The organism is Streptomyces sp. BI87 (genome assembly GCF_025957665.1).
In the GTDB taxonomy this organism is placed as follows: Bacteria; Actinomycetota; Actinomycetes; order Streptomycetales; family Streptomycetaceae; genus Streptomyces; species Streptomyces albidoflavus.
Window position 1 is genome coordinate 1,768,034 of sequence record NZ_CP110079.1, and the last position, 18,419, is coordinate 1,786,452.

The following is an 18,419-nucleotide window of genomic DNA, read 5'->3' on the forward strand; positions in this document are numbered from 1 at the left end:
GCCCGGCGGCACAGTGAGGAGCGCGGTCGTCCTGGCGCGCCGAAGCCACGGGCCGGCGTCCGCCCCCGACGGGTCCCGGAGACCGGCCCCCGGGGAGGCACCAGGGGGCCACCGGGAGGATGTCGTGCACAGAACGCCACTGGGGAAGTTCAGGGAGAAGCTGCTGCACCGGCCCACGGACGCCTCACCCGGCGCCGAGCAAAAGGGCGAACCGATCTCGTTCGGCATGGAGGGGCCCCTGGTGCTCCGCTTCGTGGAGGAGGGGCTTGACCCGGCCGACGAGGCCCGGCTGGCGGAGGAGGTCGCCAAGACGCTCCCGCTGCGCTGGTCCCTTCCCACCCGCGCCCTGGAGCGGCTGGACCTCCTCTCCGAGCGGCTCGGCGGCGAACGCGAGCTCCTGGAGTGGCTGGACGGCCACACAGGCCTGCCCCGGCTGACGGCCCGGCTTCTGGTGCTGGCGGACAGCCTGGACCGGTACACCGACAACCCGGACGTCGTCACGGCGGTCCGCGACTTCCGGCTCGCGCACGGCCTTCCCGACGAGTTGCGCGGCGTGCTGCCACCCGCCACCAACGCCGAGACCCTCACCGACATCTCCTCCCGTCTCGAACGGCAGCTCTTCGACCACGACGCCGAGGAGGCACGGAGCCTGGGGCTCGCGACGAGCCGGTGGCTGCGCGACGCGGTCTCGGCCGCCGACTCGCCCTCCCCCGGACTGGCCGAGACCGGCGAGGTGATGGCACGGCTGCACGAGGACATCGCGGAGGCGTCCCTCTGACCGGGCGCGCCTCCCCTGTCCGGCCGCGCCCTGCTGGTCGGCGGGGCCGGACGGTGGTGCGATGGGGTGCGGAGGGGGCGCCCGGGGCCACCAGGTCACCGGGTGGCGACCCGGCACCCCGGAAAGGCACCCATGACGACGCACCGCCCGCCCCTGCCGCCTGCCCCCAGCTCGCCTGCCCCCGCCCCGGTCCGGCCCCGGAGCGTACGCGGGGGACGCACCGCACCCCGCCTCCTGGCCGCTTGTGCGGCCGCCGGAACGCTCCTGGCCACCGCCGCCTGCTCCGGGGACCAGGGCGCCCCGGCCGCCCGGGAGACCGCAGCCCCGGCACGCCAGGCCGAGAACTCCCCTTCCCCCTCCCCCTCGGCGAAGCTGACGGAGAAGAGCGCCCGCGAGGCACTGATCACCGAGGCGGACATCGAGGAGCAGTGGAGCAAGGCGAAGGACCCGCAGTCCTGGCGGGACTCCCTGCTCCTCGGCCAGGTGGACGTGGCCGAGTTCCTCACCGGCAAGAGCGACGCCGAGGAGTGCCAGCGTCTGGTGGACGCCCTGTACGACGACACGCTCCTCGGCGAGCCCTCGGGGCCGTCCGCGCTCGCCGGGTTCCAGCAGGGCGAGCAGCGTCTGCTCTACCAGGTCGGCGCCTACGACAGCACGGATCTGGAGAAGTCGATGAAGTGGCTCGGCGCGCTCCCGGAGTCCTGTGACACGTTCACCCTCACCGGCGAGGGCGGTGGCAGGCGCAGTGTCGAGGTGGTCGCCTCCTCACTGCCCAAGGTGGGCGAGGCCCGGCAGGGGCTGTCCGTGCGGGTGAAGGGGGAGAGCGACGGCCAGCCGGTCACGCTCAGCCTGGACGTCGCCGCGGTGCGGATGGGCACGGACGCCTTCACGGTCATGAACGGCGGCGTGGGCGGGGCGGACCCCTCCACCACCGAGAACGCGGTGCAGCAGGGCGCCCACCGGCTCCAGGAGGTCCGGGCAGGACGGACCCCCGCCCCCACGCCGAGCACCATCGAGTAGCCAGCGCGCCCCCGCCCGCGAGGCCGGGGACGCCGGACGGCCCGTGCCACCGGATGGGAATCCGGTGGACGGGCCGTTCACCGCTGCGGTTCAGCCCTCGCGGTTGTCGCGCAGGAGCCGGCGGATCTCGGTGAGCGTGCGCTCGTCGAGACCACCCCGGCCGCCGGAGCCGGCCAGGGCGTCCAGCTGCTGGGTGGTACGGAGGTCGTAGGCCCGTTCCTCGTCCGCGCCCGGCACCGAGCGGTACGCCTCCTTGTCGGAGAAGCCGACGACCATGTCCACCACCTTGGCGATGACCCAGGTGACGACGAAGGAGAAGGCCGCGACCGCGAGGATGGCCACGATCTGGCGCCACAGGAGGGAACCGCCGCCGCCGTAGAAGACCCCCTCCTTGCCCGCGACGCCCTCGGTGGCGAAGAAGCCGACCATGATCAGGCCGACCAGACCGCCGGCACCGTGCACGCCGACCACGTCGAGGGTGTCGTCGACGTTGATGCGGTACTTCAGGGTGACGGCGAAGGCACAGACGAGGCCGGCGACCAGGCCGGTGATCAGCGCGCCGACGGGGTCGACCTCACCACAGGCCGGGGTGATGGCGACCATGCCGGCGACGGCCGCCGAGCCGACCCCCATCATGGTCACCCTGCGGGTGCGCCAGTACTCCACCAGCGGCCAGGTGACCATGGCGCCGGCCGCGCCGAGCTGGGTGTTGATGAACGCGGTCGCGGCGGTGCCGGTGTCGCGGACGGCCGAACCGGCGTTGAAGGCCAGCCAGCCGAACCACAGCAGGGCCACACCGATCATGACCAGCGGAATGTTGTTGGGGCGCGGTTCCTGGCGGCGGAAGTCCCGGGGCCCCCTGACGACCAGGGCGGCGGCCAGCCCGGCGATCCCTGAGTTCAGCTCCACCGGCAGGCCGCCGGCGAAGTCGAGCGCCCCGAGGTGGTGCGAGATCCACCCGTGGTCCGTGTCGAAGACCCAGTGGGCGAGCGGCACGTACACGCACAGCAGCCAGAGCGCCGAGAAGACCAGCCATCCCCGCATCGTCGCCCGGCCGGCGATCGACCCGCTGATCAGCGCCACGGTGACGATGGCGAAGCCCATCTGGAAGGTGGCGTAGATGTACGTCGGGATCGAGCCGGTCAGGGTGTTCGGCTCGATGTCCCGCATGAGGGCGTGGTCGAGGTTGCCGATCAGGCCCACGCCTCCGACGTCCGGGCCGAAGGCGAGCGAGTACCCGACGAGGAACCAGAGGATGGTCACGAAGCACAGCGAGGCGAAGCTCATCTTGAGCATCACCAGGACGTGCTTGGTCCTGACCATGCCCCCGTAGAAGAAGGCGAGAGCCGGTGTCATCAGCAGCACCATCGCCGCGGCCGCCAACATCCAGGCGGTGTCGCCCGAGTCGTAGGCCGGAGGCATGGGTGCGAGGGCGGTGATCATGGACGGGGTCTCCTGATCGACGGGACCTACTGCTTCCGCAGGTCGGGGGCGGGATGACCGAGGAGCAGGCGGCGTACCGCGTCCCAGGCCGCGTGGACCGCCGCTGTGACGCTGGGCTGCTCGCGGCCGAGGATCCGGGTCCAGGCCCCGCACTCGTCGGGCAGGACGCTGGCGCCGTGCAGCACGTCGGCGCCCTCCAGCGACCCGTGCAGGGTGTCGGCGATCTCCCGGGCGGGCCGCCGGGGGCTGATCACGTAGAGCGCAACGGCTCCGACGCCTCCCTCCTGTGGCACCAGGGCACGGCCGCCTTCCCTTGGACGACGCTGCTGGTCAACGTCGTGGGCTGCTTCCTCATGGGAGTGCTGACCATCGCGCTCAAGGAGCGGTTCACCGGCGCCCCCCGGCTCCTCAACCCGATGCTGGGCACCGGAGTGCTCGGCGGGTTCACCACGTTCTCGTCGTACAGCGACGACACCCGGCGGCTCATCGAGAACGGCCAGCCGCTGACGGCCGTCGGCTACCTGTTCCTGACGGTCGCCGCCTGCATGGTGGGCATCGTCCTCGGGGTGGCGATGACCCGCCTGGTGCTCACCGGCGGGGTCACGGAGAACAAGCACGAGGGCGGTGCCTGATGGGTGAGTGGTTCCTGGTCCTGGCCGGCGGTGCCGTCGGCGCGCCCACCCGCTACCTGATCGGCCTGGCGGCCCGCACCCGTCTGCCCTCCTCCTTCCACTGGGGCACCTTCCTGGCCAACATGGCCGCCGCCCTGCTCCTGGGCTTCCTCGTCGAGGCCGGGACCGAGGGCGCGCTCGGCACAGCCGGGCAGGCGCTGCTGTCCACCGGTTTCTGCGGCGCGCTCTCCACCTGGTCCACCTTCTCCAAGGAGGTGCTGGCCCTGACGGACGCCAGACGGGTCGCCGGGGCCGGCGGCTATCTGCTGGTCACGGTCGCCCTCGGTCTCGGCCTGTCGTTCGCGGGCGGGGCGCTCGCCCAGGCGATCTGGTGATCCCGCGCCCGGAAGGCGCGCTCCGGCGCGGGCTGCGCCGACTGCCCCGGCCACCCACGCTCGACCGGGGTCGCGCCGTCCGGGCCCTGTTCGCGTTCGCGCTCGCCTTCGGAAGCGTCACCGCGGTGGCGGGCGCGGAGTACGGCGCCTTCGCCGCGATGGGCTGCTACCTCGACGCCTACGGGACCCGCGACCCCCGTCCGCGGCGGGCCCTGCTGACCGCGCTGCTGGGCGGCGGGTTCGTGCTCGCCTTCTTCGCCGGTTCACTGGCGGCGGGGCACACCTGGGCGATGGTGGTGGTGCTCTCCCTGGTGACCGCGGCGGCCACCCTCTTCGTCGACACCCTGCGTCTGAGCGGCCCCGGAGGCTACTTCGTCCTCCTCGTCGCCGCCCTGGCCGCCTTCCTGCCCCCCGCCGACCTGACCGAGGCCGCGCTCCGCTCGGGCCTGGTCGCCCTCGGAGCCGCCTGCGCCTGGCTGTTCAACTCCGTCGGTCGGCGCTCCCCCCGGCACCGGCCGGAACAGCGCGCGGCCGCCGCCGCGCTGGAGGAGGTCGCGGCCTTCGCCCGCGTGGTGGGCGAGGCCGGGCCCGGCCGGCCCGAGGGCTCGTCCGCCGACGCCCATCGCCGGGCCTGCGCCTCACTCCACCGGGCCTGGACGGCCTTGGACGACACCCGGAAGGGGTGGCGGCCGCACCCGCCGGACGCCCGGCAACTGGCGCTGCACGCGCTGCTGATCCGGCTCGAAGGCGTTCTCACCGTGGTGGAACAGAGTCTCGGCGGGGGTGGCGCCGCCCTCCCCGGCCGGTGGCCGCACCGGCTCTCGGAGGCAGCCGGTCGGGTACGCGCCGGGCACCTCCCCGGACCAGGGTCCATGCCGACGGCTGCCGAGGACGGGCGCGCGCCGTCGGAGCCCGCCGCGCGATGGCCCACGCCGCTTCCGCCGCGCGGAAGTCCCGGCGCCGGGCTGCGGCGGCTGTCCGCGCTCTCGTCGCCGTACCCGGCTGTCGCACTGCGGGTGGGTCTCGCGGTCGCGGTCGGCACCACCATCGCGGCCTTCGTGCCGGTCCTCCACCCGGCCTGGGTGGCGGTCGGGGCGGCAGCGGCGCTCCAGGGCGGCCCGGGGCGGCGCCCCGGGCAGCGGGCAGGGACCCGGCTGGCCGGAACGGTGGTGGGTGTGGGGGTCACCGCCGCGGTCTTCCACTCGTACGAGCCCGGCGTCGGGGTGACTGTCGGGCTGGCCACGGCCGCGCACGGTCTGTCGCGTGCTGTGCCGCCCACCTCGCTCTTCGCCCGGATGCTGTTCAGCACCCCGGTCGCCCTGCTGATCGTCGATGCCGCGTCCCGCGGCGGACCGGGACTCGGCACCCTCGCCGCGTACCGCCTGCTGGATCTCGGTCTCGGTCTCGGTCTCGGCGTGGCCACCGCCCTGCTGGTGCCGGGCATTCCGCGTCGGCGGGTGACCGCGGCGGTCCACGGTGCGGTAGCGGCGACCGGTTCGGCGTTGCGGGAGCGCCTGCGGGCCGGGAAGGCGGAGCCGCGCTCCGAGGCAGCCGCGTGGCAGGCCGTCGCCGACCTGTGGACCATGTACGACGCGGTCCCGGCCGAGGAGATCCGCTCCACCGGGACGGCCGACCGCCTGTGGCCCGCGCTGCTGGCCGTGCGCCGCCTGCTCGTCTGGGTCCTGGCGGCCCCGCCCGCGCCGCCCGCCCCGGACGAGGCCCTCCGCGCCGCCGCCGAAGTGGGCACCCTGGCACAAGCCGCCCGTGCGGGCCTGCCTGGCTCACCCGCCCTGCGCCAGGCCCTGTCCACCGGTCGGCCGACGGCCCCGGCGCCCGCCGCCGATCCGGAACTGAGCGCCCGGCTCGCCGACCTGCACCGCGCGTTGGCGCGGCCCGCGCCCCAGGCGTGAAGCACGGGGCCGCACCGCGGCTCAGCCGGCCGCACCGCCGGATCCGCCGGCCGGCGCGATCGCGTCGAGCAGCACGTCCGCCGCCGCATACGGCGAAAGCTCACCCCCGACGACCTGCGCGGCCAGCGCCCCGGTGCGCGCGTCCCCGGAGAGATCGGCGATCCGCGACCGCAGAGCGGTCACCGCGATCGTCTCGACCTCCCGAGCGGCCCGGGCAACCCGCCGCTCGGCCAGCACCCCCCGCTCCTCCATCCACCCCCGGTGCTTCTCCAGGGCGTCGACCAGGTCGTCGACCCCCACTCCCTTGGCGGCCACGGTCTTCACGATCGGCGGCCGCCAGTCCCCTGCGGCCCGCGCCTCCCCGAGCCCGAGCATGTGGTTCAGCTCCCGCGCGGTGGCGTCGGCCCCGTCCCGGTCGGCCTTGTTGACCACGTACAGGTCACCGATCTCCAGGATTCCCGCCTTGGCCGCCTGGATGCCGTCCCCCATGCCGGGCGCCAGCAGCACCACGCTGGTGTCGGCCTGCGCCGCGATCTCCACCTCGGACTGCCCGACGCCGACGGTCTCGACGAGGACCACGTCGAACCCGGCCGCGTCCAGCACGCGGATCGCCTGCGGCGCGGCCCAGGCGAGCCCGCCGAGGTGGCCGCGGGTGGCCATGGAGCGGATGTAGACCCCGGGGTCGGAGGCGTGGTCCGACATCCGGATGCGGTCGCCGAGCAGCGCGCCGCCGGAGAACGGCGAGGACGGGTCGACGGCGAGCACCGCGACCCGCTTCCCGGCCGCCCGGTAGGCGCTGACCAGCGCCGAGGTGGTGGTCGACTTGCCGACGCCGGGCGAGCCGGTGAGCCCGACGACGTAGGCGTTGCCGGTGAGCGGGGCGAGTGCGGCCATGACGTCCCGCAGTTGCGGCGAGGCCCCCTCGACCAGCGAGATCAGCCGGGCCACGGCCCGCGGCCTGCCCTCCCTGGCCTGGGCGACGAGGGCGGGGACGTCCTGCATGGGCTGCTCCGTTCACGACGTACGGCGACTTCGGGTCCCGTCAGAAGCGCGGCCCGGCCCCTCGCACAGGGGACCGGGCCGCGCCGGGGTTCAGCTCTTGGGAACGCGGACGATCAGGGCGTCGCCCTGGCCGCCACCGCCGCACAGCGCGGCCGCGCCGACACCGCCGCCGCGCCGCTTCAGCTCCAGGGCGAGGTGGAGGACGAGGCGGGCGCCGGACATGCCGATGGGGTGGCCGAGCGCGATGGCGCCGCCGTTGACGTTGACCTTCTCGGAGGTGACGCCGAGGTCCTTCATGGACTGGACGGCGACCGCGGCGAACGCCTCGTTGATCTCGATCACGTCGAGGTCCTCGACCGTCAGGCCGTCCTTCTTCAGGGCGTGCGCGATGGCGTTGGAGGGCTGCGACTGGAGGGAGTTGTCGGGGCCGGAGACATTACCGTGGGCGCCGATCTCGGCGATCCACTCCAGTCCCAGCTCCTCCGCCTTGGCCTTGCTCATGACCACGACGGCGGCGGCGCCGTCGGAGATCTGCGAGGAGGAGCCGGCGGTGATGGTGCCGTCCTTGGCGAAGGCGGGGCGCAGCTTGCCGAGGGACTCGGCGGTCGTCTCGGCGCGGATGCCCTCGTCCTTGGCGAAGAGGACCGGGTCGCCCTTGCGCTGCGGGATCTCCACCGGGGTGATCTCGGCCTCGAAGACGCCGTTCTTCTGGGCGGCGGCGGCGCGCTGGTGGGAGAGGGCGGCGATCTCGTCCTGCTCGGGGCGGGCGATGCCGAGGCGGGTGTTGTGCTTCTCGGTCGACTCGCCCATCGCGATGTTCTCGAAGGAGTCGGTGAGCCCGTCGTGGGCCATCGCGTCGAGCATCTCGACGGCGCCGTACTTGTAGCCCTCGCGGGACTTGGGCAGCAGGTGCGGGGCGTTGGTCATGGACTCCTGGCCGCCCGCGACCACCACGTCGAACTCACCGGCGCGGATCAGCTGGTCGGCGAGGGCGATGGCGTCCAGGCCCGAGAGACACACCTTGTTGATGGTGAGCGCGGGCACGTTCATCGGGATGCCGGCCTTGACGGCGGCCTGGCGGGCGGGGATCTGGCCGGCGCCGGCCGTCAGCACCTGGCCCATGATCACGTACTGGACCTGGTCGCCGCCGATCCCGGCCCGGTCCAGAGCCGCCTTGATCGCGAACGAGCCGAGGTCGGCTCCGGAGAAGGACTTGAGCGAGCCGAGGAGCCGCCCCATGGGCGTGCGCGCGCCGGCGACGATCACGGAGGTGGTGCTCTGGGTTCCAGTCATGGCCGTGGGCCCCTTTGCATCGGTGGTGCGAAGTGAACGAGGGTTTACGTCAATGTACTGAGCGGTACGCCCCGGGGTCACCGGGCTTACGGTGTGATCGCGCGCACGTTGCGTAACCGGGCCGGGCGCGCTGCACTGGCTCCATGCTGACGCGTATCGACCACATCGGAATCGCCTGCCACGACCTCGACGCCACCGTCGAGTTCTACCGCTCCACCTACGGCTTCGAGGTGTTCCACACCGAGGTCAACGAGGAACAGGGCGTGCGGGAGGCCATGCTGAAGATCAACGAGACCTCCGACGGAGGCGCCTCCTACCTCCAGCTCCTGGAGCCCACCCGCGAGGACTCGGCGGTGGGCAAGTGGCTGGCCAAGAACGGCGAGGGCGTGCACCACATCGCCTTCGGCACCGCCGACGTCGACCAGGACGCCGCCTCCATCCGTGACAAGGGCGTCCGGGTCCTCTACGACGAGCCCCGGAAGGGCTCCATGGGGTCCCGGATCACCTTCCTGCACCCCAAGGACTGCCACGGCGTACTGACCGAACTCGTCACCTCCGCACCCGAGGAGTCGGCGGAGCACTGATCGGACACCTGATTGGCCGGTAGGGTTGGGGGGCGGCCGTCGCTTCCACGCGGACGGCCGCCGGGCCGGGGTCCGGGTTTCAGAGCGGCAGCGCCGGGCGGCAGTCCGGGCCCGCGGGCGGTCTGACACCATTTCCCCCGGGAGCCTCGTCCGTCCGCGGACGGGGTTGTTCGGAGTTTTCGCGACCAGGGGACGGATGGGACCGCGCAGTGCGGGGCTACGAAGGCCAGGAGCGCCACCGAGCTGACGACCACCTCTCTCGGTTCGAAGCCGAGATGGACCGGCTGAAGACCGACCGGGAGAAGGCCGTTCAGCACGCCGAGGACCTCGGCTACCAGGTCGAGGTTCTGCGTGCCAAGCTGCACGAGGCCCGACGGGCGCTGGCGACGCGTCCCCACTCCTACGACACCGCGGACCTCGGCTACCAGGCCGAGCAGATGCTGCGGAACGCCCAGCTCCAGGCCGACCAGATGCGCAGCGACGCCGAGCGCGAGCTGCGCGAGGTCCGGGCCCAGACCCAGCGCATCCTCCAGGAGCACGCCGAGCAGCAGGCCCGCCTCCAGGCGGAGCTGCACACCGAGGCGGTCAACCGGCGCCAGCAGCTCGACCAGGAGCTGGCCGAGCGCCGCGCCACCGTCGAGTCGCACGTCAACGAGAACGTCGCCTGGGCCGAGCAGCTCCGGGCCCGCTCCGAGTCGCAGGCCCAGCGCCTCCTCGACGAGTCCCGCGCCCAGGCCGAGCAGTCCCTCGCGGCGGCCCGCGCCGAGGCGCAGCGGCTCACCGAGGAGGCCCGCCGGCGGCTCGGCGAGGAGACCGAGAACGCCCGCGCGGAGGCGGAGGCGCTGCTGCGCCGGGCCCGCGCCGACGCGGAGCGGATGCTGAACGCCGCCTCCCAGCAGGCCCAGGAGGCCGCCGACCACGCCGAGCAGCTGCGGTCCTCGACCGCCTCGGAGGCCGACCAGGCGCACCGCAGGTCGGCGGAGCTGACCCGCGCCGCCGAGCAGCGGATGTCCGAGGCGGACACGGCGCTGCGCGAGGCGACCTCGCGCTCCGAGAAGCTGGTGGCCGAGGCGGAGGCCGCCGCGGCCAAGCGGATGGCGGCCGCGGAGGCCGCCGGTGAGCAGCGCACGAAGACGGCGCGGGAGCAGGTGGCCCGGCTGGTCGAGGAGGCCACCAAGGAGGCCGAGGCGGTCCGCGCGGAGGCCGAGGAGCTGCGCGAGCGCGCGGTGGCCGAGGCCGAGAAGGCGCGTTCCGAGGCGGCCGAGAAGGCGCGCGCGGCGGCGGCCGAGGACTCGGCCGCGGCGCTGGCGAAGGCGGCCAGGACCGCCGAGGAGGTGCTCCAGAAGGCGTCGAAGGACGCGGAGGAGACCCGGCGGTCGGCCTCCGAGGAGGCCGAGCGGCTGCGTTCGGAGGCGGAGGCCGAGGCGGACCGGCTGCGGGCCGAGGCGCACGACCTCGCGGAGGAGCTGAAGGGCGCCGCGAAGGACGACACCAAGGAGTACCGCGCCAAGACCGTCGAGCTCCAGGAGGAGGCCCGGCGGCTGCGCGGCGAGGCCGAGCAGCTGCGCGCCGAGGCGGTCGCCGAGGGCGAGCGCATCCGCTCCGAGGCGCGCCGGGAGGCGGTCCAGCAGATCGAGGAGTCGGCCTCCACCGCCGAGGAGCTGCTGACCAAGGCCCGCCAGGACGCCGCCGAGGCCCGCGAGGCCGGCGAGGCGGACGGCGAGCGGACCAGGGCGGAGTCCGCGGAGCGGGCGGCGGCCCTGCGCAAGCAGGCCGACGACGCGCTGGAGCGGGCCCGCACCGAGGCGGCGAAGCTGGGCGAGGAGGCCGAGGAGGCCGCCGCCCGGACCCGCGAGGAGGCCGAGCAGGCCGCGCGGGAGCTGCGCGAGGAGACCGAGGAAGGCGTCCGGGCCCGTCGCGAGGAGGCCGAGGCCGAGCTGGTGCGGCTCCGCGAGGAGGCCGAACAGAGGGTGGTCGCCGCCGAGGAGGCGCTGACCGAGGCGCGCGCCGAGGCCAGCCGGCTCCGCAAGGAGGCCGCCGAGGAGGCGGAGCGCACCCGCACCGAGGCGGCCGAGCGCGCCCGGACCCTCAGCGACCAGGCCGTCGAGGAGGCCGAGGCGCTCACCGCGACCGCGGCCGAGGAGGCGGCGGCCTCCCGGGCCGAGGGCGAGGCGGTCGCGGTGCGGCTGCGCGCCGACGCCGCCGAGGAGGCCGAGCGGCTGAAGGCCGAGGCCCAGGAGGCGGCCGACCGGCTGCGCGCGGAGGCGGCGAGCGCGGCGGAGCGTACGGAGGCGGAGGCCACCGAGGCGCTGGAGCGGGCCCAGGAGGAGGCGGACCGCAGGCGGCGTTCGGCCGAGGAGGCGCTGGAGTCGGCGCGTACCGAGGCGGGGCAGGAGCGCGAGCGGGCCCGCGAGCAGTCCGAGGAGTTGCTGGCCTCGGCGCGTAAGCGGGTCGAGGAGGCCGAGGCCGAGGCGGCGCGGCTGGTCGAAGAGGCGGACGCGCGCGCCACCGAGCTGGTGTCGGCCGCCGAGGCGACCGCGCAGCAGGTCCGGGACTCCGTCGCGGGGCTCCAGGAGCAGGCGCAGGAGGAGATCGCGGGGCTCAGGTCGGCGGCGGAGCACGCCGCGGAGCGCATCCGCTCCGAGGCGCAGGAGGAGGCGGACCGGGTCCGTTCCGACGCGCACGCGGAGCGGGAGCGAGCCGCCGAGGACGCGGCGCGGCTGCGGTCGGAGGCGGCCGAGGAGCTGGAGACGGCGCGTTCGCTGGCGGAGTCGGCGGTCGCGGAGGCGACGGCCGAGTCGGAGCGGCTGCGCGCGGACGCCGGGAGCTACGCCCAGCGGCTGCGGTCGGAGGCGTCGGACGCGCTGGCCTCGGCCGAGGCGGACGCGTCGAAGGCGCGGGCGGAGGCCCGTCAGGACGCCAACCGGATGCGGACCGAGGCGGCCGAGCAGGCCGACCGGCTGGTCTCGCAGGCGGCCACGGAGGCCGAGTCGCTGGGGGCGCGTTCCGCCGAGGAGGCGGAGCGGGTCCGGGCCGAGGCGCGGGCCGAGGCCGAGCGGACGGTGACCGGGGCGGCCGAGGAGGCGGAGCGGCTGCGGGCCGAGGCGGCGCGCGCGGTCGCGGCGGCCGAGGAGCGGGCCGCGCAGGCCCGCGAGGAGGCCGAGCGGGTCGAGTCGCAGGCGCTGGCCGCGGCCGAGGAACTGACCGCGCAGGCACGCGCGGAGGCGGACCGGACGCTGGACGAGGCGCGGGCGGATGCCAACAAGCGGCGCTCGGAGGCGGCCGAGCAGGTCGACCGGCTGCTGAGCGAGACGGCCGCCGAGGCGGAGAAGCTGACCACCGAGGCGCAACAGGCGGCGCTGAAGGCGACGACGGAGGCCGAGTCCCGGGCCGACTCGATGGTGGGCGCGGCCCGCGCGGAGGCGGAGCGGCTGGTCGCCGAGGCCACCGTGGAGGGCAACACCCTGGTGGAGCGGGCCCGTGCCGACGCCGACGAACTGCTGGTGGGCGCCCGCCGGGACGCCACCGCGATCCGCGAGCGCGCCGAGGAGCTGCGCGAGCGGGTCACCGCGGAGATCGAGGAGCTGCACGACCGGGCGCGCCGGGAGTCCTCGGAGGCGATGCGCACCGCCGGCGAGCGGTGCGACGCGCTGGTCAAGGCGGCCGAGGAGCAGGAGGCGAAGGCCCGGTCCGACGCCAAGGAGCTGCTGGCGGACGCCAGTTCGGAGGCCGGCAAGGTCCGGATCGCCGCGGTGCGCAAGGCCGAGGGGCTTCTCAAGGAGGCCGAGCAGAAGAAGGCCGAACTGGTCCGCGAGGCCGAGCAGATCAAGCGCGAGGCCGAGGAGGAGGCCGAGCGGGTCGTCGCCGAGGGCCAGCGCGAACTGGAGGTGCTGATGCGCCGCCGGGCCGACATCAACCAGGAGATCTCCCGCGTCCAGGACGTGCTGGAGGCGCTGGAGGGCTTCGAGTCCCAGCCGGCCGGCAAGGCGGCCCCGGGCGGTTCCGGTACGGGCGTCAAGGCGGGGGCCTCGGCGGGGAGTTCCCGTTCGGGTGGCAAACAGAACGAGAACTGACGGGCAGCCGGGGACGGACGGCCCGGTCACAGCGCACGCCGGGGGCCTCCCCCGGTGACGGGGGCGAAAAAATCGGACACGGGGGCGTGGGAGGTGCGGTAATGGGCCTGTTCTGGGCCGATCTGGCAAGAGCTGCCGCCGTTGACCACCCAAAAGGGGTGTCATTCTCCAGATCAAACGGGCATCTGCTCGATGACACGCCGCTTTGGCCCCTAGGATTCCCTCTATCACCTCACCGGTCCCATTCGACAGGAACCCCATGAGCGACACTTCCCCCTATGGCTTCGAGCTCGTGCGGCGTGGGTACGACCGCGCTCAGGTGGACGAACGCATCTCCAAGCTCGTCTCCGACCGTGACAGCGCCCTCACCCGCATCACCGCTCTGGAAAAGCGCATCGAGGAGCTGCACCTCGAAACGCAGAACGCGCAGGCCCAGGTGGCCGACGCCGAGCCGTCGTACGCCGGTCTGGGCGCCCGGGTAGAGAAGATCCTCCGCCTCGCCGAGGAGGAGGCCAAGGACCTGCGCGAGGAGGCCCGCCGCGCCGCCGAGCAGCACCGCGAGCTGGCGGAGTCCGCCGCCCAGCAGGTGCGCAACGACGCCGAGGCGTTCGCCACCGAGCGGAAGGCGAAGGCGGACGACGAGGGCGTCCGGATCGTCGAGAAGGCCAAGGGCGAGGCGAGCGCGCTGCGCGCCGAGGCCCAGAAGGACGCCCAGTCGAAGCGCGAGGAGGCCGACGCCCTCTTCGAGGAGACCCGCGCCAAGGCCGCCCAGGCCGCCGCGGACTTCGAGACCAACCTCGCCAAGCGCCGCGAGCAGTCCGAGCGCGACCTGGCCTCGCGTCAGGCCAAGGCGGAGAAGCGCCTCGCGGAGATCGAGCACCGGGCGGAGCAGCTGCGCCTGGAGGCCGAGAAGCTGCGCACCGACGCCGAGCGCCGTGCCCGCCAGACGGTGGAGACCGCGCAGCGCCAGGCGGAGGACATCGTCGCCGACGCCAACGCCAAGGCCGACCGCATCCGCAGCGAGTCCGAGCGCGAGCTGGCGGCGCTCACCAACCGCCGCGACTCGATCAACGCCCAGCTCACCAACGTCCGCGAGATGCTGGCCACCCTCACGGGTGCGGCTGTCGCGGCCGCGGGCGCCCCGGCCGCCGAGGACGACTCCGCGTCGCGCGGCGTCCCGGCCCAGCAGTCCCGCTGACCCGAGCGCCAAGCGTTCTTCGCCCCCGTCCCGGTCCGTCCGGGGCGGGGGCTTCGCGCTGCCCCGTTGCGGCAACCGGTCCAAGCCCGGGGGCGGGCCGGGCGCCCCGGCCGTAGCCTCGACGCATGATCGAGCTGTCGGGGCTGACCAAGCGGTACGGCGAGAGGGTGGCCGTCAACAATCTGACGTTCACGGTGCGCCCGGGCATCGTGACGGGGTTCCTCGGGCCGAACGGCGCGGGGAAGTCCACCACGATGCGGATGATCCTCGGGCTGGACAAGCCGTCGGCGGGTGATGTCCGCATCGACGGGCGGCACTACGCCCAGTTGCACGATCCGCTGCGGCAGATCGGGGCGCTCCTCGACGCCAAGGCGATGCACGGCGGCCGGACCGCCTACAACCACCTGCTCTGCCTGGCCCAGTCCAACGGCATCCCCGCCTCCCGGGTCACCGAGGTGCTGGACACGGTGGGCCTGACCCCGGTAGCCGGCAAGCGCGCCAAGGGGTTCTCGCTCGGCATGGGGCAGCGGCTGGGGATCGCGGGGGCGCTGCTCGGCGATCCGCGCATCCTGATGTTCGACGAGCCGGTCAACGGCCTCGACCCCGAGGGCATCCACTGGATCAGGAACCTCATGAAGTCCCTCGCCCACCAGGGCCGCACGGTCTTCGTCTCCTCCCACCTGATGAGCGAGATGGCGCTGACCGCCGAACACCTCGTGGTCATCGGCCAGGGCCGGCTGATGGCCGACACCTCGATGGCCGACTTCATCCGGGAGAACTCCCGCAGTTACGTGACGCTGCGCTCCCCCGAGCGGGAGCGGCTGCTGGACGTCCTGCACGCGGCCGGTGTCGCGGCGGCGGACGGCCCCGACGGGGCGGTGGAGGTCGACGGGGTGGCGGCCCCGGAACTGGGCGAGCTGGCGGCCCGGGAGCGGCTGGTGCTGCACGAGCTGAGTCCCCGGCAGGCTTCGCTGGAGGAGGCGTTCATGCAGCTCACCGCGGAGTCGGTGGAGTACCACGCGCACGACGGCGACCCAGGCGCCGGGCGCGGGGGGCCGGGCCCCGGGGGCGGGGCGACCAGTGGGGGCGGGGGCGAGTGGGGCGCCGGCTGGGGCGGCCCCGAGCAGCGGCGGAGGAAGGGCTGACATGGCCGTGACGCAGGTGGTCCGCTCCGAGTGGACCAAGATCCGCTCGGTCCAGTCGACGGTGTGGACGCTCGGTCTCGCCGCCGTGGTGACGATCGGGCTCGGCGCCCTGATCAGCGCCCTCTCCAAGAGCGAGTACGACAACCTCTCCCCACGCGGCCGGCTGACCTTCGACCCGACCTTCATCAGCTTCGCCGGGCTGAGTCTCGGGCAGCTGGCGATGGTCGTCTTCGGGGTGCTGGTGGTATCCAACGAGTACAGCACCGGCATGATCCGGATGTCGCTGGCGGCCGTGCCGCAGCGGGGCACCTTCTTCTTCAGCAAGGTCGCGGTGGCCACGGTACTGGCGCTGCTGGTCAGCCTCGTGACGACCTTCGCCACCTTCTTCCTCGGCCAGGCCCTGCTCGGCCCCACCCTCGCCGCCTCCATCGGCGACCCCGGCGTGCTCCGGGCCGTGATCGGCGCCGCCCTCTACATGACCCTCATGGCCGTCTTCTCCATGGGCGTCGCCGCGATGCTCCGCTCCCCCATGCTCTCCCTCGGCATCCTCGTCCCCTTCTTCTTCCTCGTCTCCTCCATCCTCGGCGCCGTCTCCGCCACCGAAAAGATCGGCCGCTTCCTCCCCGACCAGGCCGGCTCCAAGATCATGCAGGTGGTGGCCCCGCTGAACGACGACACCCCCTACGGCCCCTGGGGCGGCCTCGGCATCATGGCCCTCTGGGTGATCGCCGCCCTGGCCATCGGGTACGCCCTCCTGCGACACCGGGACGCGTAGCCGGCCGGGCCTGGCCCTCGGGGGGCCTCAATCGGCCGGGCCATCAACAGCCCGGCCGGCGCTTGAGGCCATCCTTGACCGGCAGGGCGCGTCGGGCCGGCACCCCCAACAGCAGCCCGGCCGGCGCTTGAGGCCCACCCCCCAGCCCACCCCGGGAGGGAATTCGCGCTTGGCCGGAACCGAACGCCGGTGGCTATCCTCCTTACGTTGACGGGGACAACCCCGGCAAGGAACTCTGTCGACGGGTGCGGGGAGCACATGATCGAGGCCATCGGCCTGACGAAGCGCTACGGCGCGAAGACCGCCGTGCACGACCTCTCCTTCCAGGTGAGGCCCGGCACGGTGACGGGCTTCCTGGGCCCGAACGGCTCGGGCAAGTCCACGACGATGCGCATGATCGTCGGCCTGGACGAGCCCACCAGCGGCCACGTCACGATCGGCGGCCTCCCCTACCGCCGCGTCCCGAACGCCCCGCGCCAGGTCGGCGCCCTGCTCGACGCCAAGGCGGTGCACGGCGGCCGCTCGGCCCGCAACCACCTGCTCTGCCTCGCGCAGCTCTCCGGCATCCCGGCCCGCCGGGTGGACGAGGTGCTGGGCGTGGTGGGGCTCCAGGAGGTGGCGCGCCACCGCTCGAAGGGGTTCTCCCTCGGCATGGGGCAGCGGCTGGGCATCGCGGCGGCGCTCCTCGGTGACCCGCAGGTGCTCCTCTTCGACGAGCCGGTCAACGGCCTGGACCCGGAGGGCATCCTCTGGGTCCGCACCCTGATGCAGTCGCTGGCCGCAGAGGGCCGTACGGTCTTCGTCTCCTCGCACCTGATGAGCGAGATGGCGCTGACCGCCGAGCACCTGATCGTGATCGGCCGGGGCCGGCTGATGGCGGACATGAGCGTGCGCGAGTTCATCGCCGCCAACGCCGCCGGGTTCGCCCGGGTCCGCGTACCGGACACCGAGCCGGGCTCGCGCGAGAAGCTGTCGGCGGCGCTGGCCGAGGAGGGCGGCCAGGTGCTGCCGGAGCCGGACGGCGCGCTGCGGGTGGCGGGGCTGCCGCTGCCCCGGATCAGCGACGTGGCGCACACCGCCGGGGTGCGGCTCTGGGAGCTCTCGCCGCACCAGGCGTCGCTGGAGGAGGCGTACATGCGGCTGACGCAGGGCGCCGTGGACTACCGCTCCACCGACGACCGGCGGGCCGGGCTCCACGAGGAGGGCGTCGAGGGACCCGCGCCGTTCCCGGTGCCGCAGCCGGGCGCGGACCAGCCCGGCTGGTACGCGCCCCCGCCGCCCCGCCAGGAGCGGCCCGGCGCCCCCGACCTGAGCAAGAGCGAGACCGAGGACCCCCGATGACGACCCCGACCCAGCAGCCGGAGCAGCCGGGCACGCTGCCCGGCGCGATGTACACCTCGCCGATCCCGGTCCGCCCCACCCATCTGGGGCACGCGCTGGCCTCGGAGTGGACGAAGATCCGCTCGGTCCGCTCCACGGTGTGGACGCTCTGCGTCTTCGTGGCGCTGGTGGTGGGCATCGGCCTGCTGGTGGCGTGGAAGACCTCGGGCGAGACCTACGCGGACGTGCCGTACACGATCCCGGCCCTGTTCGGCCTGTTGCTGGGGCAGATCTGCCTGATCACGCTGGGCGTGCTGGTGGTCACCTCGGAGTACGGCACGGGCATGATCCGCACCACCTTCACGGCGGCGCCGCAGCGGCACCGGGTGCTGGCGGCGAAGTTCCTGGTCTTCTTCGCGCTGGCCTACACGGTCTCGGCGGTGTCGATCACCGTGGTGGGGCTGGCCACCGCCGCGATCAACGTGATCCCCGCGGGGCCGGGCGAGAACTGGGGCGCCTCGGTGCTGCTCGGCTCGCTCTACGTCTCGCTGCTCGGCGTGCTGGGGCTGGCCGTCGGTTCGATGCTGCGGCACTCGGCGGGCGCGATCACCGCCATGCTCGGCGTGGTGCTGGTCCCGGCGATCATGCCGGCCTTCCTGATGATCTCCCCGGCCCTGCGCGGCATCGGCGAGACGATGCTGGAGTACAACGCCCCCAACGCTCTCTCCGCGCTCTTCGGCACCGCGATGTACGACGGCCGGGCCGGCGGCGTGCCGCAGCTGCTGGCGCTGCTGGGCATCACGCTGGTGGCGGTGGCCGGCGCCTTCCTCCTGCTGGAGAAGCGCGACGTCTGAGGCCGCCCGCCGCGCGGG

General features: G+C 74.0%; 16 protein-coding genes. 12 read left to right on the forward strand and 4 right to left on the reverse strand.

The features are described from left to right. Positions 1-124: 124 nt before the first annotated feature. On the forward strand, positions 125-778 hold the full coding sequence (locus OIM89_RS07530; RefSeq protein ID WP_047467193.1) for a hypothetical protein: 654 nt from the start codon (positions 125-127) through the stop codon (positions 776-778). A gap of 132 nt (positions 779-910) precedes the next feature. Then, positions 911-1,798, forward strand: a complete 888-nt coding sequence (locus tag OIM89_RS07535; RefSeq protein WP_226964422.1) for a hypothetical protein — start codon at positions 911-913, stop codon at positions 1,796-1,798. Between the two features lie 90 nt (positions 1,799-1,888). Here the strand turns inward: OIM89_RS07535 and OIM89_RS07540 are convergent, their stop codons facing one another. Beyond that, a complete protein-coding gene (locus tag OIM89_RS07540; protein WP_047467195.1) occupies positions 1,889-3,241 on the reverse strand; it encodes an ammonium transporter in 1,353 nt (450 codons plus the stop codon). A gap of 26 nt (positions 3,242-3,267) precedes the next feature. Continuing rightward, positions 3,268-3,534 carry a hypothetical protein gene (locus OIM89_RS07545; RefSeq protein WP_226965650.1) on the reverse strand — a complete coding sequence of 89 codons (267 nt, stop codon included), beginning with the start codon at positions 3,532-3,534 and terminating at the stop codon, positions 3,268-3,270. A gap of 45 nt (positions 3,535-3,579) precedes the next feature. Between OIM89_RS07545 and OIM89_RS07550 the strand changes: the two genes are divergently transcribed. Genes OIM89_RS07550 through OIM89_RS07560 form a run of 3 tightly spaced genes read left to right on the forward strand, consistent with a single transcriptional unit; the run spans position 3,580 to position 6,157 of the window. Beyond that, complete coding sequence (locus OIM89_RS07550; RefSeq protein WP_324256133.1) at positions 3,580-3,873, forward strand: CrcB family protein; 294 nt, start codon at positions 3,580-3,582, stop codon at positions 3,871-3,873. Then, positions 3,873-4,247, forward strand: coding sequence for a fluoride efflux transporter FluC (locus OIM89_RS07555; protein ID WP_047467208.1), 375 nt, complete (start codon positions 3,873-3,875; stop codon positions 4,245-4,247). Before OIM89_RS07550 ends, OIM89_RS07555 begins: the two co-directional genes overlap by 1 nt. Beyond that, positions 4,244-6,157: an FUSC family protein gene (locus OIM89_RS07560; RefSeq protein ID WP_226964421.1), complete on the forward strand. Its 1,914-nt coding sequence runs from the start codon at positions 4,244-4,246 to the stop codon at positions 6,155-6,157. The genes OIM89_RS07555 and OIM89_RS07560 overlap by 4 nt, the downstream gene beginning before the upstream one ends. Positions 6,158-6,178: 21 nt before the next feature. Here OIM89_RS07560 and meaB read toward each other — a convergent pair whose 3' ends face one another. Next, complete coding sequence (gene meaB / locus OIM89_RS07565; protein WP_047467210.1) at positions 6,179-7,159, reverse strand: methylmalonyl Co-A mutase-associated GTPase MeaB; 981 nt, start codon at positions 7,157-7,159, stop codon at positions 6,179-6,181. 90 nt (positions 7,160-7,249) lie between these two features. Further along, positions 7,250-8,452 (reverse strand): acetyl-CoA C-acetyltransferase, encoded by a 1,203-nt coding sequence (locus OIM89_RS07570; protein WP_030695652.1) that lies wholly within the window; start codon positions 8,450-8,452, stop codon positions 7,250-7,252. 143 nt (positions 8,453-8,595) lie between these two features. On the opposite strand from OIM89_RS07570, the gene mce reads away from it, so the two are divergent. From mce to OIM89_RS07605, 7 genes are all read left to right on the forward strand, one after another. Beyond that, complete coding sequence (gene mce, locus OIM89_RS07575; protein ID WP_030695651.1) at positions 8,596-9,036, forward strand: methylmalonyl-CoA epimerase; 441 nt, start codon at positions 8,596-8,598, stop codon at positions 9,034-9,036. Positions 9,037-9,245: 209 nt separating this feature from the next. Then, positions 9,246-13,109 carry a polarized growth protein Scy gene (gene scy / locus OIM89_RS07580; RefSeq protein ID WP_264491092.1) on the forward strand — a complete coding sequence of 1,288 codons (3,864 nt, stop codon included), beginning with the start codon at positions 9,246-9,248 and terminating at the stop codon, positions 13,107-13,109. 259 nt (positions 13,110-13,368) lie between these two features. Further along, positions 13,369-14,307 (forward strand): cellulose-binding protein, encoded by a 939-nt coding sequence (locus tag OIM89_RS07585; RefSeq protein ID WP_003950904.1) that lies wholly within the window; start codon positions 13,369-13,371, stop codon positions 14,305-14,307. 125 nt (positions 14,308-14,432) lie between these two features. Next, complete coding sequence (locus tag OIM89_RS07590) at positions 14,433-15,452, forward strand: ABC transporter ATP-binding protein (RefSeq protein ID WP_030695649.1); 1,020 nt, start codon at positions 14,433-14,435, stop codon at positions 15,450-15,452. 1 nt (position 15,453) lies between these two features. Then, complete coding sequence (locus tag OIM89_RS07595; RefSeq protein ID WP_030695648.1) at positions 15,454-16,227, forward strand: ABC transporter permease; 774 nt, start codon at positions 15,454-15,456, stop codon at positions 16,225-16,227. 258 nt (positions 16,228-16,485) lie between these two features. Beyond that, positions 16,486-17,568 (forward strand): ABC transporter ATP-binding protein, encoded by a 1,083-nt coding sequence (locus OIM89_RS07600; RefSeq protein WP_030695647.1) that lies wholly within the window; start codon positions 16,486-16,488, stop codon positions 17,566-17,568. Next, a complete protein-coding gene (locus OIM89_RS07605) occupies positions 17,565-18,401 on the forward strand; it encodes an ABC transporter permease subunit (protein ID WP_030695646.1) in 837 nt (278 codons plus the stop codon). Before OIM89_RS07600 ends, OIM89_RS07605 begins: the two co-directional genes overlap by 4 nt. Positions 18,402-18,419 lie beyond the last annotated feature (18 nt).